Source organism: Streptomyces sp. YIM S03343 (genome assembly GCF_054729195.1).
The window spans coordinates 6,009,473-6,022,786 of the sequence record NZ_JBPUKX010000001.1 but is presented as its reverse complement, the minus strand read 5'-3'; the positions used below and the strand labels follow the sequence as shown (position 1 = coordinate 6,022,786).

14 protein-coding genes are annotated in these 13,314 nt (G+C 72.9%); 5 read left to right on the top strand and 9 right to left on the bottom strand.

Annotation, left to right across the window (positions count from 1 at the left end; genetic code table 11):
• From ACSYGN_RS26280 to ACSYGN_RS26265, 4 genes are read right to left on the bottom strand one after another with little or no spacing between them, the layout of a single operon-like run.
• A complete protein-coding gene (locus ACSYGN_RS26280) occupies nucleotides 1-1,461 on the bottom strand; it encodes an STM4012 family radical SAM protein (protein ID WP_460399722.1) in 1,461 nt (486 codons plus the stop codon).
• Nucleotides 1,458-2,264: an STM4013/SEN3800 family hydrolase gene (locus ACSYGN_RS26275; protein ID WP_460403757.1), complete on the bottom strand. Its 807-nt coding sequence runs from the start codon at nucleotides 2,262-2,264 to the stop codon at nucleotides 1,458-1,460. The genes ACSYGN_RS26280 and ACSYGN_RS26275 overlap by 4 nt, the downstream gene beginning before the upstream one ends.
• 23 nt (nucleotides 2,265-2,287) lie before the next feature.
• Complete coding sequence (locus tag ACSYGN_RS26270; protein WP_460399720.1) at nucleotides 2,288-3,481, bottom strand: STM4014 family protein; 1,194 nt, start codon at nucleotides 3,479-3,481, stop codon at nucleotides 2,288-2,290.
• On the bottom strand, nucleotides 3,462-4,418 hold the full coding sequence (locus ACSYGN_RS26265; protein WP_460399718.1) for an STM4015 family protein: 957 nt from the start codon (nucleotides 4,416-4,418) through the stop codon (nucleotides 3,462-3,464). Before ACSYGN_RS26265 ends, ACSYGN_RS26270 begins: the two co-directional genes overlap by 20 nt.
• Nucleotides 4,419-4,672: 254 nt before the next feature.
• Between ACSYGN_RS26265 and ACSYGN_RS26260 the strand changes: the two genes are divergently transcribed.
• From ACSYGN_RS26260 to ACSYGN_RS26250, 3 genes are all read left to right on the top strand, one after another.
• Nucleotides 4,673-4,999 (top strand): hypothetical protein, encoded by a 327-nt coding sequence (locus ACSYGN_RS26260; protein ID WP_460399716.1) that lies wholly within the window; start codon nucleotides 4,673-4,675, stop codon nucleotides 4,997-4,999.
• A 109-nt stretch (nucleotides 5,000-5,108) separates the two neighbouring features.
• A complete protein-coding gene (locus ACSYGN_RS26255) occupies nucleotides 5,109-6,137 on the top strand; it encodes a DUF6745 domain-containing protein (RefSeq protein WP_460399714.1) in 1,029 nt (342 codons plus the stop codon).
• Between the two features lie 142 nt (nucleotides 6,138-6,279).
• Nucleotides 6,280-6,564, top strand: coding sequence for a chaplin (locus ACSYGN_RS26250; protein ID WP_460399711.1), 285 nt, complete (start codon nucleotides 6,280-6,282; stop codon nucleotides 6,562-6,564).
• Nucleotides 6,565-6,680: 116 nt separating this feature from the next.
• Here the strand turns inward: ACSYGN_RS26250 and ACSYGN_RS26245 are convergent, their stop codons facing one another.
• From ACSYGN_RS26245 to ACSYGN_RS26225, 5 genes are all read right to left on the bottom strand, one after another.
• The gene (locus tag ACSYGN_RS26245; RefSeq protein ID WP_460399709.1) at nucleotides 6,681-7,547 is read right to left on the bottom strand and encodes a tyrosinase family protein; all 867 of its coding nucleotides are present in this window, start codon (nucleotides 7,545-7,547) and stop codon (nucleotides 6,681-6,683) included.
• A complete protein-coding gene (locus tag ACSYGN_RS26240) occupies nucleotides 7,531-8,094 on the bottom strand; it encodes a tyrosinase family oxidase copper chaperone (protein WP_460399707.1) in 564 nt (187 codons plus the stop codon). Before ACSYGN_RS26240 ends, ACSYGN_RS26245 begins: the two co-directional genes overlap by 17 nt.
• Before the next feature lie 241 nt (nucleotides 8,095-8,335).
• On the bottom strand, nucleotides 8,336-8,836 hold the full coding sequence (locus ACSYGN_RS26235) for a DUF5949 family protein (protein WP_460399705.1): 501 nt from the start codon (nucleotides 8,834-8,836) through the stop codon (nucleotides 8,336-8,338).
• Between the two features lie 170 nt (nucleotides 8,837-9,006).
• Complete coding sequence (locus tag ACSYGN_RS26230; protein WP_460399703.1) at nucleotides 9,007-9,297, bottom strand: hypothetical protein; 291 nt, start codon at nucleotides 9,295-9,297, stop codon at nucleotides 9,007-9,009.
• Between the two features lie 261 nt (nucleotides 9,298-9,558).
• Nucleotides 9,559-9,801 (bottom strand): chaplin, encoded by a 243-nt coding sequence (locus tag ACSYGN_RS26225; RefSeq protein ID WP_460399701.1) that lies wholly within the window; start codon nucleotides 9,799-9,801, stop codon nucleotides 9,559-9,561.
• A gap of 650 nt (nucleotides 9,802-10,451) precedes the next feature.
• Here ACSYGN_RS26225 and ACSYGN_RS26220 point away from each other — a divergent pair.
• Both ACSYGN_RS26220 and ACSYGN_RS26215 read left to right on the top strand, forming a co-directional pair.
• The gene (locus ACSYGN_RS26220; protein ID WP_460399699.1) at nucleotides 10,452-11,762 is read left to right on the top strand and encodes a glycosyltransferase; all 1,311 of its coding nucleotides are present in this window, start codon (nucleotides 10,452-10,454) and stop codon (nucleotides 11,760-11,762) included.
• Nucleotides 11,759-13,312, top strand: coding sequence for a sugar transferase (locus ACSYGN_RS26215; RefSeq protein WP_460399697.1), 1,554 nt, complete (start codon nucleotides 11,759-11,761; stop codon nucleotides 13,310-13,312). The genes ACSYGN_RS26220 and ACSYGN_RS26215 overlap by 4 nt, the downstream gene beginning before the upstream one ends.
• The last annotated feature ends 2 nt before the right edge of the window (nucleotides 13,313-13,314 follow it).

The window sequence follows — 13,314 nt, the reverse complement described above, 5'->3', positions numbered from 1 at the left end:
TCACTTCGTCTCGTACGCGGCCATGCGTTCCCTCACTGCCGCCGAGAACAGCTCCGGGCCCAGGGCGTCGGAGTGTGCCAGGCCCTCCGGGGAGAGGCGAAGGAGGGCGGGGCCCGTGGAGTCGTCCAGCCAGCCCCGGGCCGTGAAGCGGGTCAGTTCGGCCGCGAAGTCCTCGGGGGGTGACGTGCCGAAGCGGGTTCGGTAGTCCTCCACCGGCATGCCCTCCGCCTGGAGCAGCGACTGGAGGAGGTGGCGCCGTCTGGCCTCCTCCGCGTCCATGTGCCAGCCGAAGTCCGCGAACCGGAAGTCTTCCGTCCCGCGGGCCGTGTAGTCGTCGACGATCCGGCGTATCTGCCGCATGTCCACGGCGTAGTCGAAGGAGTAGTGCAGCTCGGAGGTGTACGAGCGGGCGCCGCAGCCGAGGCCGACCATGCCGTCGGTCTGGCACGCGTAGTCCCCGGCGCCGGTGTCCGGGGCGTCCGCGCGGCGGAACATGCGCATCGACACCTGCTCGTAGCCGTGGGCGAGGAGGTGGTCGCGGCCGTGGCGGTACAGGCGCAGGCGCCGCTCGTCCCATGCGGCGTCGGTCTCCGTGTGCGCCGCTCCGGTGCCTGAGTGGTGACGGCCCAGGCCGGTCAGGGGGCGGACGTACAGGGGGTAGAGGTACAGCTCCTCCGGGCGCCAGGCGAGGGCCGCGTCGAGGGAGCGGCGCCAGGAGTCCTCGGTCTGGCCGTCTATGCCGTAGATGAGGTCGATGTTCAGCACGGGGATCGTCGTGTCGCGGATCCTGCCGAGGGCCGCCTCGACGTCCGCCCTGCGCTGCGGGCGTACGGCCGAACGGGCCTCCGTGTCGACGAAGCTCTGCACGCCCAGGCTCAGCCGTGTCGTGCCGCGCGCCGCCAGCACCGCCAGCCGGTCGGCCGTCGCGGTGGCGGGCGAGGCCTCCACGGAGAGTGGTATCGCCGTCAGGTCGGCGCCCAGCCCCCGCTCGGCCAGATCGCACAGCCGCGCCAGCTCGGCGGCGGTCAGGAAGGTCGGGGTGCCGCCGCCGAAGGCCGCGTTGGCGAACCTCGCCCCGTCGCCCAGCGCCTCGCGCACCGCCGTCGCCTGGCGCTCCAGCGCGTCAAGGTAGGCGGTGGTCAGGCCGTCGGGTGCGCCGATGCGGGTGAACAGGTTGCAGAAGCCGCAGCGCACCTCGCAGAAGGGGATGTGGAAGTAGAGGGAGAGGGCGTCCTTCGGCTCGTCCGCCCAGAGGGCGTGCAGGGCGGCGTCCGCGCGGTGCAGGGGGCGGTAGGCGGTCTTGTGGGGGTAGGCGTAGACGTAGTTCTGGTAGGGGCGGGGGAGGACAGGGACGGGGCTGGTCCCGGTCGTCGCTTCGGTGGTGGTGCGGGCTGTGGTGATGGGGGCGGGCGTGGTGCCAGCGGTCGTGGTACTGGTGCTGGTGGTGGTGCTGGTGGTCATCGTGCCTCGTCGAGAAGGAAGTGGGCGTACGGCACGGTCCAGACGACGTCGTGGCCGATACGGTGGCCGGTGTAGCCGTCCTCGCCGTACGCGGTGCCGTGGTCGGAGCAGACGACGGCGAAGCACGGGCGGCGGCTGCGTACGGCCGTGAACAGCCGCCCGATGTGCCGGTCCACGTACTCCAGTGCCGCAGCGTGGGTCGCCCGGGTGTCACCCGCCTCACGGGTGGCGCCGGGCAGATGGAACCAGTTGGGCTGGTGCAGTGCCGATATGTTCATGAACAGGAACAGCCGCTGCTCGGCCGGGAGTCCGGCGACGACCTTCTCGGCACGGTCCACCTGCGCCTCGAACGACGTCGGCGACGCCACCCCGAACTCCGGCTCCCAGTGGCTCTCCTGGAACATCCCCGGCAGGACCGAGCCCAGTGGTCCCCGCTTGTTGAAGAAGCCGACGCCGCCTATGCACACGGTGCGGTAGCCGACGGCGGCCAGACCCGACACGAAGTCGGGTGTGTCGTAGACGAAGGTCCCGGACGCCGTGGACTCGCTGCCCTCGAAGCGGGCGGCGAACAGCCGCGGATGCGGTCCGGGGGCCGCCGGGGTGGGCAGGAAGCCCGCGAACATCGCCTGGTGGGAGGCGTAGGTGAAGCTGCCGGGAGCGTGCCTGCGCTCCCAGACACCGCCGGGCAGGTGGCGGACCAGGTTCGGGATTCGGCCCTCCGCGGCCAACTCCTGGGCCACGTCGTGGCGGAGGGTGTCGAGGGTGACCATGAGGAGGTCGTGGGTGCCCACGATCTCGTTCATGTCCACCGCTTCGGCTGTGCCGGTCATGACGGGGCTCCTTGTGCGGCGGCGGTCACCGGCAAAGGCTGTACGGCGCCCGCCCCTGCGGCGGCGACCTGCGCGGCGTATGTGTCCAGGCCCTCCGCGCCGCTGCCCGGCAGGCCGGTCAGACGGGGCAGGAGGTCGCCGAAGGCGTTCACCTCGCCGACGGTGAAGCGGCGCCAGCCGGTGTACGGCAGGACATCCACCCCGACGCACAGCGTGCCCGGGAAGCATGCCGCCGCCCGCTCGGCGGTCTCCAGCAGCTGCTCGAAGCGGCCACCCGCCGAGCGGATCGCCTCGAGGACCGTGTCGAGGTCGCCGCGGGCGCCGCCCAGGTGCAGATTCGTCATGGGGTGACGGCTGGTCCGTACGACGGCGTGCGTGGCGCGCCCGGCGACCACGACCACCCGGAGATCGGCCGCGCGACCGCCCTGCGATGCCTTGGGCACCCACTGCTCGACGTGGAGGCCGTCCGGGGCCAGGGCGTCGACAAGGGCGGCGACCTCGCACTCCGAGTCGTACTGCCGTACCCGCAACGAGTTGAAGAGGCGGCCGTCGGGGCCTGTCTCCACCGAGGTCCTCGCTCTGACCCGGCCGGGGCCCGCCACCGACAGCGCGAGGACACCGGAGGCCGACGAACCGTGCGCGAGCTTCACGAACGCCCGCGATACGCGCGCCTCCTTCAGCCGCCCCCGCAGCTCCTCCCAGCCGCCGATCGAGCCCCCGTCCCGTCCCGTGACCGCCGTCGGCACCGGGACCCCGGCGGCGCTGAGCCGGGCGTGGCAGCGCCGCTTGTCGAACAGCACCGCGACCTCCTCCGCGTCGGCGGACGGCACCGCGCCCGCACGGTGCGCGGCGTCCGTCACCTCCCGCACGGCTGCCGTGAAGCGCCGGTACCAGAGGGCCGTGCCCTCGACCCGGGTGGGGTCGTCGGTGTCCCGGAGCAGGCGGTCGACCTCGGTGTTCTCACCGGGAGAGTCGATCTTTACGAACTCCCCCGGCCGGAACATGAACCGCCCGCGCAGCACATCCCGCCACGCCACGACACGCGGCTGCGCGTGCCCCGCCGCACGGACGGCGTCGGCGAACATCGTGGTCCGGCGGTTCTCCGGATTGCCCACGACGGCGAACGCGCCGACAGGCCCGGGCGGAGCAGCGGACAGAGCGGCGGTGCGGCTACTCGGAGACAGCGACATACCGCCACTCCTCGTCCTGCCAACGCTGCGGGCTCAGCTGCTCGGACAGGTCCACGTCGGTCCCGGCGGACTCGAAGGCCGTGCGGACCCGGTCGGTCATGGCCGCGCTCAGGAAGTGGTGGTGCAGGTCGAGCCGCTTGAGATGGGTCAGGGGCTGGCCGCCGAGCAGGGCTTCGGCACCGGTGTCGGTGAGGGTGCCCAGGGACAGGCTCAGCGACTCGAGCTGGGCGACGACCGGTGCCGAGGCGACCGCGGCGGCGATCTCGTCCTGGATCTCGCTGTTGCGCACACCGAGATGGCGCAGCGCCGGGAACTGCCCGCCCGTCAGGATCGGCGCGAGATCGGCGACCGTCGCGTCACCGCCGTACCCGTCCACGCCGAGCCATATCTCAAGGGTTTCGAGCGCGGGAAGTTCGCTGGCGGCGATGCCGCGCACCACCTCGCCGGGCAGGCCGCCGGCCTCGATACGGAGGGTGCGCAGGTGCTGGTGCCGGACGGCGGGGAAGCGCAGGTCCGTGCCGCCGCGGATCCCGAACTCCTCAAGGAGGGGATAGGCGTCGAGGACCGGCGTGACGTCGGACTGCTCGATCCACGAGATCTCGGACTCCTCCATCTCCAGGTCGCCGATGAACACGGCACGCAGGCTCGTCAGCCGGTCCCGGGCGTCGACCAGCCGCTGCACGACGACGCCGGAGTCGTTGTCGTACGGCTCGTCCCACTGCCCGACGACGATGGCGCGGACGGCGGAGAGGTCGACCGAGCCGACGAAGCGGTCCCACACCTCGCCGAACTCCCCTTCCATGCGGTCGCCGTAGGGATCGGCGGCCAGCCGCCAGGCGACCGCACCCGCCTCCGGCAGCTCCTGCTGTGCGCCGGGCGCGGGGAAGTCGTAGGCCGGGAGGCCGTGCAGTTCCTTCAGATGCTCGACGGGGGACATGCTGCTGGCCTCCTGAGGCGGACATGTGATCTGTGATCACGGTGCGCTGCTTGCACATTTTCTACCAAGCGCCACTGACAACGCCGCCGCAGACCGTCCGCAGGCCGTCCCCAGTCGCTCCGGCGGATCGCCGTATGCCGCCCGCGGACTGACGAACCGGCAGGTCAGGGGCGTTGTCAGACCCCCCGCGTAGCGTCGTCGGCGTGGAGATGGACCGCTTCGGCGAAGTGCGCCGACGGCGAAGGGAGACACGCATGTACCGGCAGGGGGACGTCCTGATCGTGCCCGTCGCTGAGGCGGATGTACCGCCGGGCACGGACCGGTTGCCGCGGCAGCCGCGGGATGCCCGGGGCAGGCTGGTGCTGGCCCTCGGCGAGGTCACCGGGCACGCCCACGCGGTGGTGGGTCCGGGCACCCTGGTCCGGGAGACGGGCCCGTTCGGTGCCGCGTTCCTCCATCTCCCGGACGGCGGACGGGTGGTGCACGAGGAGCACGGGGCGATACCGCTGCCGAAGGGCTGGTACCGGGTGGTGCGGCAGCGGGAGTACGTGCCGGGCGCGGTGCGGATCGTGGCGGACTGAGGAAGACGGGGGCGGAGAGATGACGGAGCCGGCGGAAACCGGACCGAGCGAGCCGGGCGTGACGGATTCGATGGCTGCGACGGCGGTCGCGACAGATATGACGGCGGACATGACGGCGGTCGCGACGGACGTGACGGCGGTGTGGCGGGCGGTCGCGGCGGCCACCGGCCCGGCGGACCGTGCGGCGGCGGAGGAAGGGGTGCGCCTGGCCTACCGGCTGGCGGGCCTGGCCGCGCCGGAGCGCATCGTGTGGGCGGGCTCGCCCCGCGAGGCGGTGGCGCTGGCCGTGCGGCTGACGGCGGAGGGCACCACCGGCCCCAGCGTCGTCGACGAGGTGCGAACCCAGCCGTGGGCCGACGCCCGCAAGAGGGTCTTCGACCGGCTCGGCCCGGCCGCCTGGGCGGCGCACTGGGCCATGACGGGGGCTCAGCTCTGGGACACGACGACCATGCTGACGGAACGGATCCGGACGGGCGTGGCCGAGTCCCCCGACGCGCCAGGCGGTGAGGGGCCGGCCCGGATCGTGCTGCTGGACGCGGTGCTGGGCCAGCACGACGCGCCGTGGCTGGCGGCCTTCGACGGCCAGGAGGGGGCGGAACCGCTCAAGGGGATCGCCGCGGTGGCGCGCGCGGCGGGCTGGTGGTGGCCGTACGAGAAGACGGTGATCGTCACGGAACGGCCGCTGGAACTGCACCGCGACGAGGCGGGCCGGCTGGACCGGGCGGACGGTCCGGCGCTGGCCTACCCCGACGGTTTCGCGCTGCACGCCTGGCACGGCATGCCGGTTCCCGCCGAGTTCCTGGGCGGGCTGGCCACCCTGACCCCGCAGCGGATCCGGGAGGAGGAGAACGCGGAACTGCGCCGCGTGATGCTGGAGCACTACGGCTACGACCGCTACCTCGCCGACTCCGGCGCGGAGCCGTTGCAGCGGGACGAGGCCGGCGTGCTGTGGCGGATCGCTCTGGAGGGCGACGAGCCGCTGGTGATGGTCGAGGTCGTCAACTCCACCCCCGAGCCGGACGGCACCCACCGCACCTACTGGCTCAGGGTCCCGCCCCGTACCCGGACGGCACGCGAGGGGGTGGCCTGGACCTTCGGGCTGACCTTGGACGAGTACACCCCGCAGCGGGAGACGTGAGCCGGCCCGGACGGCGGCAGATTCTTTGTTCGGGCGGGTGATCCGCGGGCCGCTGCCGTGACCCGGTTCCTTCCATCGCGTTGAACGAGGAGTGCGGCGGCGCGTCTGCTGCCGCAGCCACCGAGTTCAGAAGGAGAACGTGATGTCTCGCATCGCGAAGGCAGCCGTCGTCATCGCCGGCACCGGTGCCGTGGTGTTCGGCGGGGCCGGTCTGGCCCTGGCGGACGCGGGTGCCCATGGTGCGGCTGTCGGCTCGCCCGGTGTCCTGTCCGGCAACGTCATCCAGATCCCGGTCCACGTGCCGGTCAACGTCTGCGGGAACACCGTCGACGCCACCGGTCTGCTGAACCCCGCGTTCGGCAACACCTGCGTCAACGCCAGCGGTCACCACCACCACGACCACGGCAACGGCGGCTACGGCCACTGAGGCACACCTCAGACGACCGGAGCCCCGGCACCTCGAGCGCCGGGGCTCCGGTCGTCTGAGGGCGACACCGTCACCCGCAGCGGTGGATTCCGCTCACCTGCAATGGTGGATCCCGCTCATGCGTAGCGGTAGATCCCGCTCATGTCCTCAAGTTCCGCCGGTGTCACGTCCCACGGCGGCAGCTTCTGGCCGCGGGCGATGACGCGGTTGTGCTGCTCGTCGCCAGGGCCCGGGGGGCGGGCGGGCAGATAGCGGGCGCCGGGGTGGCGGAGCTGCCAGCGGTACCACTGAAGGTCCACAAAGGCGTGGTGCAGCCAGAACACCGGGTCGTTGACCGAGGCGCCGCCCAGCATGGCGCCGCCGACCCAGCGGTGCACCCGGTTGTGGTTGAGCCAGGACGCGCTTCCGCCGCCGGTCCCCCAGCCCTCCAGCTTGTTGCGGAAGCCCTTCGTGACCGTCGAGTCCCAGGGCCAGACGTCATAGGCGGGGTCGGCCAGCGCCCTGTCCAGCTCGGCTTTCGTCGGCAGCGCGATCGGGGCTCCGGCGCGGCCCAGGTCCCGGGTGAGGGCCTTGCTGTCGGTCACGCCCTCCGTGATGGTCCAGCGTCCGGTGGCGTAGGCGAACGGTCCCGTCGTCACCCGGCGGTCGGAGCGGCGTCCGTTGCCGCCGAGGAGATCCTCGGTCCAGGGCGCCGACGTCGTCGAGCGGTCTCGGGTCCAGTCCCAGTACGGCATCGTCACCGACGCGTCGACCCGCTGCAGCGCTCGCTCCAGATCCAGGATGAATCTGCGGTGCCAGGGCAGGAAGGACGGCGTCATATGGGCCGTACGCAGGCCGTCCTCGCCGTCGGAGGTGTAGTACTCGAGGTGCATCCGCACGAACTCGTCGTACTCGCCGCGCCGTTTGAGCTCCAGCATCGCGTTGACGAAACGCCGCCGCTCGGTGCGGGTCAGCGTGCTGGCGTCCTTACGCGTGTACGCCACGGTCACCCCCCATGTGCCCGTCCGCGTGCAGGTGCGTGCGGTGGCCGCCGGTTCGCGGGCCCATGTCGTCCATCGGACCCGGGGCCAGCTCGCGCAACCGCTCCTTGGGGCCCATCTCGTCGACGGCGGCGCGGGCCGCCGCGAGGGGGGTTGGGTACGAGCGGTAGTGGTCGACCATGCTCAGCCAGCTGCCGTCCGCCCGGCGCATCAGATGCAGCGGGCGGCCGTCCACGGTGACCTGCCACTCCTCGGTCACCGTCTCGGCGGTGAGGCCCGCAGGGGTGCGGATGCCCTTGATACGGCGGCCCCGGTACGTCTCGGCGAAGGCGAGGTCGTCGGCCGCGGATCCCACAGCCCCACCGGCTCCGGAGCCCGCACCACCACCGACCCCGGTTCCGGCCGTGGTTCCCGTGCCGGCTCCGTCCTGCGGGGGACGTGACGCCGCCAGCACGGGTGTGAGCACCAGGGCTGCCGCGGTGGCGAGCAGACCTCGCGTCAGGTCCCTGCGGCGCGGGGGACTCTCCGGGCCGGAACGGTAGGCGGCCATGGTGCGCTCCTTGGTCTCGGGTCGGACCCGTTCGGTGTCCGTAGCCGTAACCGTCGTGAGCACCGCCTGGTTACCGTCAGAGGGCCAAATGTGTGATCGTCCGATGGCCGATGTGGTGTTCGTCGAACGGCCGTTGCAGTGATCGTCCGACGGTCTGCCAGCGAACGTCCAACGGTCTGTCAGCGGTGTCCAACGGTCCGTCAGCGACGTGGAGTGCGACTCAATGATGCGGACCGCGGGCTCAGCGGCGCAGGCTGCGGGCCCGGAGCACCACGTGCGCGGCGGCCGTGAGGGTCTCCTCGGCCCCGGCGAACCCGGCCAGCGCTCCGGCGTCGACCGGGCGGCCGGGGACGGCCTCCGGCCAGGCCCGGGTCGTGAACACCAGGTAGGCGAAGCCCCGTTGGGCAGCCGCGGCGAGCCACTCCGGGGGTGCGTCGCACTGTGCGGTGAGCGTCGGCATGCTCACCACGGCCTGGCCCGCCTCGACCAGCAGGCCGACCGGAATACTGGGCTTGACCATGCCGTCGACCAGGTCACCGCCCACGGGGAGCCCGTTGCTCGTGAGGAACTCCTCGACCGCGGCGGACGTCACCTCTGGGCCGCCCGCCGCGTCGCCGAGGGAGTAGGCGAGGAGGTACGGCATGTCCTTGCCGTCGGGCGCCTCGCCGCTCCAGGCCATCATGACGAGCGTGCCCAGATCGGCCGGGTGGTAGGGGCGCGTTTCGCTTGAGGTTGAGGTCACCGCGCGACCCTATCCACGGGGCGGGAGGCGACCCGGGGCTCTCTCACCCGTACGGCCTACGGTCTTCCGGGCGTCCACCCGAACGAGCGATCCTTCCGTACGCACGCGCTCCCCGGCCCACCGCGCGTCAGCCGTACAGCCGAGCAGCCGAGCAGCCGAGCAGCCCTACGTCAGCCGTGCAGCGGCAGGCCGCCCAGCAGCGGCTTGTGCTGGTTCAGCGTGTCGGCCGCCTCCTTGGCCGTACTGAGCACGGAGTCCTTGCTCTCGGTGTCCAGCACATGCGACTGGTGGTGCAGGGGCGACGCTTCGGAGAGGTCGAGGGGGCCCTTGGTGAGCGTGTTCACCCCGCCGTTGAGGCTGGTGGGCGTGAGGTCGGCGGAGTTGTAGGCGAACGCAGGCGCGGCGGTGCCCGCGAGTGCCAGGGATCCGGCGACGACAGCAGCGGCCTTCAGGGACTTCATCGGGATTCCTCCGTGGGTACCCCGCCTTCGGGCGGGGGAACTGAACGTGGTCCGGCCGACTCGGTGTCCGACCGACTCGGCCGGACCGGTGTGGTCCGACGTCGTGCCCAACGATCTCCGGTCCGCGCGGAAACCCCGTCCGCACACTTTTCACACGTCCCACCCAAAGGTGGCAGGCCGGAGAACGCCGGGCACGACGACCGGCCGCCCTCACGTACCGAATGACGGAAGGGCGGCCGGCCGACGAAAGGTGATTCGGCGTCAGTTGTTGACGCAGGTGTTGCCGAACGCCGGGTTCAGCAGGCCGGACGCGTCGGTGCTGTTGCCGCAGATGTTGTGCGGCGCGTGGACGGGGACCTGGAAGACGTTGCCCGACAGCACGCCCGGCGAGTGAGCGGCGACCGCCTGGGCACCGCTGTCGGCGGCGGCGACGCCCGCGGCGCCGGCGACGGCCGCGGCGGCGGCCGCGGTGGTGAGGACCAGGCCCTTCGCGATACGCGACATGGAGAGATGCTCCTTGGAGTTGACACAGACATCCGGACGGGTGCCCGGCGTTGTGTCAACGCGTGGCATGCCAGGGGGTTGTGCCGCCGAACGGGTGATGGTGCGGACGGCCGGGTTTCACGCTCCCAGTGAGTGATCCGGTCTATGCTCCGGCACGCCTCCGAGCCACCCCCGACACGCCCTCTGCCTGCCTCCGGCCCGCCCGGCCCCGGTCCCGTGTTCCCCTGCACGAGTCCTACGCGGGCCGCTCGCGAGCCGTGCGTAGTTCGATCGCGCCCCGTCCATGCCGTACGCGCCCCTGGGACACCCCCGCACACGCCCCCGGTCCCGCAACCCTCCCCGCCCAAGTTCCCCCGCCCAAGTTCCCCCGCCCCAGCTGCGGACCCGCACCGCTTCACCACCGCCGCCACGCCACGCGCGCCCCTCCCCAGGGGCGCACTACGGAAGCAGTGACCGCCTCTCCCCCGCGCCTCCTGCGGTGTTCGAACCCCTCGTACATCCCCGGCGCGGTGTGACCAGGCGGCCTTCCGGCTCGTTTCCCAGGCCGGACGTGGCGTGACCCGGCGCACCGTCGCCACCGCCGGCGTCGGCGGTGCGGCGCGTCCTCATCCGCCGCACTCCCGAGCGCCCCCGTAGCGAGGAAACCGCGCATGCAGCCGTCGTCAGCGACCACCCCCGGGCCACTCGGGCCACGGGTCCTGCACATCACGCAGCCGGTGGACGGCGGGGTCGCCCGAGTCGTGACCGATCTGGCACGGGCCCAGCTCGCGGCCGGGCTGGACGTCACAGTGGCCTGTCCCGAGGGCGCGCTGGCCGCGGAACTGCGGGCCCTGGGCGCACCGGTGCGGCTCTGGCAGGCGACACGGGCCCCGGGTCCCTCGCTGCCCCGTGAGGTACGGCGGCTCGCCCGGCTGGTGGACGACGTACGGCCCCAACTGGTCCACGCGCACAGCGCCAAGGCCGGTCTGGCCGGACGGCTCGCGGTGCGCGGACGGATCCCGACCGTGTTCCAGCCGCACGCCTGGTCGTTCGAGGCCGTCGGCGGGATCACCGCGGCGCTCGCCCGCACCTGGGAGCGCCGCGGTGCGCGCTGGGCCGCGCGGACGGTGTGCGTCAGCGGTGCGGAGCAGGCGACCGGCGAACGGGCCGGGATCGGCGGGCGGTGGCGGGTCGTCCCCAACGGCGTCGACCCCGAGCGTTTCCGCCCTGCAGACCCGGGTGCCGTACGCGCCGCGCTGCTCCCCGGCGGTGATCCGCGCGCCCCGCTGGTGGTCTGCGTGGGGCGGCTGTGCCGGCAGAAGGGGCAGGACGTTCTGCTGCGGGCCTGGGAGACCGTCGTACGGCGGGTGCCCGGGGCGCGGCTCGCGCTGGTCGGCGACGGCCCGGACCGCGACGCGCTGCTGCGCCGAGGCGCGCCGTGGCAGCCGGGGTCCGTGCTGTTCGCGGGAGCCGTCGACGACACCGTGCCCTGGTACCAGGCGGCCGATCTCATCGTCCTGCCGTCGCGCTGGGAGGGCATGGCGCTCGCCCCGCTGGAGGCGCTCGCGTGCGGGCGGCCCGTGGTCGTCACCGATGTCGACGGCGCCCGCGAGAGCCTGCCGCCCGCGTCGGCGTCCCGGTGCCTGGTACCGGCCGGGGATGCCGCGGCGCTGGCCGACGCGGTCACCGCTCTGCTGCTCGACCCGCCGCTGTGCGAGGCGCTCGGCGTGCAGGGCCGCCGGCATGTGCTGGCCAGGCACGACGTACGGCACACCACGGCGGCGGTGATGAAGCTGTACGGCGAGCTGCTCCGCGAGCACCACCTCACCGGGGCCACCGCGCACCGCGGGCACCACCCCACCGGGGCCATCGCACACCGCGGGCACCACCCCACCGGGGCCACCGCGCACCGCGGGCACCACCCCACCGGGGCCATCGCACACCGCGGGCCCACCGACGACAGGGAGTCCACCCACTCGTGACTGCGGAAAGCACCCTTCCCTCGCCCGCCGGACAGCCACGGGACCGCGGTCTCCCACCCGTCTCGCCACCCCTCGTGCCCGCCCCGCCCGTCGCACCTGTCACATCGGTCGCCGTGGTGCCGCACACCCGGGAACTCCGGTTCCCGGCGCTGCGACCGCCGCTCCGGAGCACACCGTCGGCATCGCTGACGGCCGCCGACACGCTCGCCACCCTGGTGGGGGCGCTCGTGCTCACCGGGGTGTTCACGGGGGCGCCGCCACGGCCGCTACCGATCGTCTTACTGCTGGCCGGGGCGCTGCCGGCACGCCCGAGGCCACCGCGAGCGCTGCCCGGGGTGCTCGACGAACTGCCCGCGCTGTGCGGCCGTACCGCCGTGCTGTGGCTGGGGCTCGCGGCACTCGTCGCCGCATTCGACCCGCAGCACGCGTTGCCGCTCAGGACCCTGCTGCTCGGCTGGGCGCTGCACACCGTGGCCTCAGGGGCGGGGCGCGCGGTGGTGCACGGGGTACGGCGGGCCGAGGTGCTGCGCCGACCGAGCGCCGCCCTGGTGGTCGGACCGACCGCGACCGCGCAGCGGGTGGCGGTGGCGGTGCTGCGGCAACCGCGGTACGGGGTACGGCCGGTTGGTGTCGTGGCCGGACAACCGGGCTGTGTCACAGGGGGGTTGCCGGTGCTGACGAACACCTCCGAGGTGCAACGGGCGCTGATCCAGAACGGGGTGGACACCGTTCTTGCCGTCGGCCCCGCGATGCTGGACGAACGGGCGCCGCTGCTGCGGGCGTTGGCCGAGTCGGGCCGCGCGGTGTGGGAGCTCGATGCGGACGGCCCGGCGTACGGCGGCGTCCAGTCGTACGGCAACGGCTCGGCGCACATCGCCAGTTCACCGGCGTACGAAGCAACCTCCCCTTTCCGCACCCGTGACCAGCTCGCCGGATTTCCCTGCCGTCGGCTGTACACCGGGGTCCGACGGCCGGGCGAGGCGGGCAAGCGGGTGCTCGACGTGCTGGTGTCCGGGACGCTGTTGCTGCTGGTCAGCCCGCTGCTGCTGGTCTGCGCGACGGTGCTGCGGCTCACCGAGGGACCGGGTGTCGTGTTCCGGCAGGAGCGCGTCGGCCAAGGGGGCCGTCCCTTCACCCTGTTGAAGTTCCGGACCCACCGCCCCGCCGACGCGCACGAGTCGGCCACCCGCTGGAGCGTCGCGGGCGAGTACCGGATGAGCCGCTTCTGCCGCTTCCTGCGCCGGACCTCGCTCGACGAGCTGCTCCAGCTGTGGAACGTCTTCCGGGGCGAGATGAGCCTCGTCGGCCCGCGCCCCGAACGCCCCTATTTCGTCGCCCGGTTCAGCGAGACCTACCCCGGCTACGCGGCCCGCCACCGGATGCGTACCGGCATCACCGGGCTCGCCCAGATCCACGGGCTGCGCGGCGACACATCGATCGAGGACCGGGCGCGGTTCGACAACGCGTACATCGACAACTGGTCGCTGTGGCAGGACATCTGCATCCTGCTGCGCACCGCGGCGGCACTCGTGCGGTCGGCGGGGAGCTGACC

What these genes read in the sequence shown, in the direction of transcription:
- ACSYGN_RS26280 (WP_460399722.1), bottom strand. Translation starts at nt 1,461, where the DNA reads ATGACCACCAGCACCACCACCAGCACCAGTACCACGACCGCTGGCACC.
- ACSYGN_RS26275 (WP_460403757.1), bottom strand. Translation starts at nt 2,264, where the DNA reads ATGAACGAGATCGTGGGCACCCACGACCTCCTCATGGTCACCCTCGAC.
- ACSYGN_RS26270 (WP_460399720.1), bottom strand. Translation starts at nt 3,481, where the DNA reads ATGTCGCTGTCTCCGAGTAGCCGCACCGCCGCTCTGTCCGCTGCTCCG.
- ACSYGN_RS26265 (WP_460399718.1), bottom strand. Translation starts at nt 4,418, where the DNA reads ATGTCCCCCGTCGAGCATCTGAAGGAACTGCACGGCCTCCCGGCCTAC.
- ACSYGN_RS26260 (WP_460399716.1), top strand. Translation starts at nt 4,673, where the DNA reads ATGTACCGGCAGGGGGACGTCCTGATCGTGCCCGTCGCTGAGGCGGAT.
- ACSYGN_RS26255 (WP_460399714.1), top strand. Translation starts at nt 5,109, where the DNA reads ATGACGGCGGTCGCGACGGACGTGACGGCGGTGTGGCGGGCGGTCGCG.
- ACSYGN_RS26250 (WP_460399711.1), top strand. Translation starts at nt 6,280, where the DNA reads ATGTCTCGCATCGCGAAGGCAGCCGTCGTCATCGCCGGCACCGGTGCC.
- ACSYGN_RS26240 (WP_460399707.1), bottom strand. Translation starts at nt 8,094, where the DNA reads ATGGCCGCCTACCGTTCCGGCCCGGAGAGTCCCCCGCGCCGCAGGGAC.
- ACSYGN_RS26230 (WP_460399703.1), bottom strand. Translation starts at nt 9,297, where the DNA reads ATGAAGTCCCTGAAGGCCGCTGCTGTCGTCGCCGGATCCCTGGCACTC.
- ACSYGN_RS26225 (WP_460399701.1), bottom strand. Translation starts at nt 9,801, where the DNA reads ATGTCGCGTATCGCGAAGGGCCTGGTCCTCACCACCGCGGCCGCCGCC.
- ACSYGN_RS26220 (WP_460399699.1), top strand. Translation starts at nt 10,452, where the DNA reads ATGCAGCCGTCGTCAGCGACCACCCCCGGGCCACTCGGGCCACGGGTC.